Annotated in this window: 1 rRNA gene; it reads left to right on the forward strand. The window is 56.2% G+C overall.

Annotation, left to right across the window (positions count from 1 at the left end):
• Positions 1–1,309 (forward strand): 16S ribosomal RNA (locus OPU70_RS17540); the annotation flags it as partial.
• Between the last annotated feature and the right edge of the window lie 143 nt (positions 1,310–1,452).

Consider the following 1,452-nt stretch of genomic DNA (forward strand, 5'->3'; position numbering starts at 1 on the left):
TTGGTTGGGGATGGGCTCGCGGCCTATCAGCTTGTTGGTGAGGTAATGGCTCACCAAGGCGTCGACGGGTAGCCGGCCTGAGAGGGTGACCGGCCACACTGGGACTGAGACACGGCCCAGACTCCTACGGGAGGCAGCAGTGGGGAATATTGCACAATGGGCGCAAGCCTGATGCAGCAACGCCGCGTGAGGGATGACGGCCTTCGGGTTGTAAACCTCTTTTAGCAGGGAAGAAGCGAAAGTGACGGTACCTGCAGAAAAAGCGCCGGCTAACTACGTGCCAGCAGCCGCGGTAATACGTAGGGCGCAAGCGTTATCCGGAATTATTGGGCGTAAAGAGCTCGTAGGCGGTTTGTCGCGTCTGCTGTGAAATCCGGAGGCTCAACCTCCGGCCTGCAGTGGGTACGGGCAGACTAGAGTGCGGTAGGGGAGATTGGAATTCCTGGTGTAGCGGTGGAATGCGCAGATATCAGGAGGAACACCGATGGCGAAGGCAGATCTCTGGGCCGTAACTGACGCTGAGGAGCGAAAGGGTGGGGAGCAAACAGGCTTAGATACCCTGGTAGTCCACCCCGTAAACGTTGGGAACTAGTTGTGGGGTCCATTCCACGGATTCCGTGACGCAGCTAACGCATTAAGTTCCCCGCCTGGGGAGTACGGCCGCAAGGCTAAAACTCAAAGGAATTGACGGGGACCCGCACAAGCGGCGGAGCATGCGGATTAATTCGATGCAACGCGAAGAACCTTACCAAGGCTTGACATATACGAGAACGGGCCAGAAATGGTCAACTCTTTGGACACTCGTAAACAGGTGGTGCATGGTTGTCGTCAGCTCGTGTCGTGAGATGTTGGGTTAAGTCCCGCAACGAGCGCAACCCTCGTTCTATGTTGCCAGCACGTAATGGTGGGAACTCATGGGATACTGCCGGGGTCAACTCGGAGGAAGGTGGGGATGACGTCAAATCATCATGCCCCTTATGTCTTGGGCTTCACGCATGCTACAATGGCCGGTACAAAGGGCTGCAATACCGCGAGGTGGAGCGAATCCCAAAAAGCCGGTCCCAGTTCGGATTGAGGTCTGCAACTCGACCTCATGAAGTCGGAGTCGCTAGTAATCGCAGATCAGCAACGCTGCGGTGAATACGTTCCCGGGTCTTGTACACACCGCCCGTCAAGTCATGAAAGTCGGTAACACCTGAAGCCGGTGGCCTAACCCTTGTGGAGGGAGCCGTCGAAGGTGGGATCGGTAATTAGGACTAAGTCGTAACAAGGTAGCCGTACCGGAAGGTGCGGCTGGATCACCTCCTTTCTAAGGAGCATCTGACTCTTCGGAGTCCAGAACCCAGATCGAGGACGTTCGTTTCTCGCTGGGAGCTCATGGGTGGAACATTTGACATGACATCAGCGCAGCTGAGTTTCGTGAGTACGCTGGCCTTCGGGTTGGTTGGAAAG

Source organism: Microbacterium sp. SWDP-B6, from assembly GCF_059803615.1.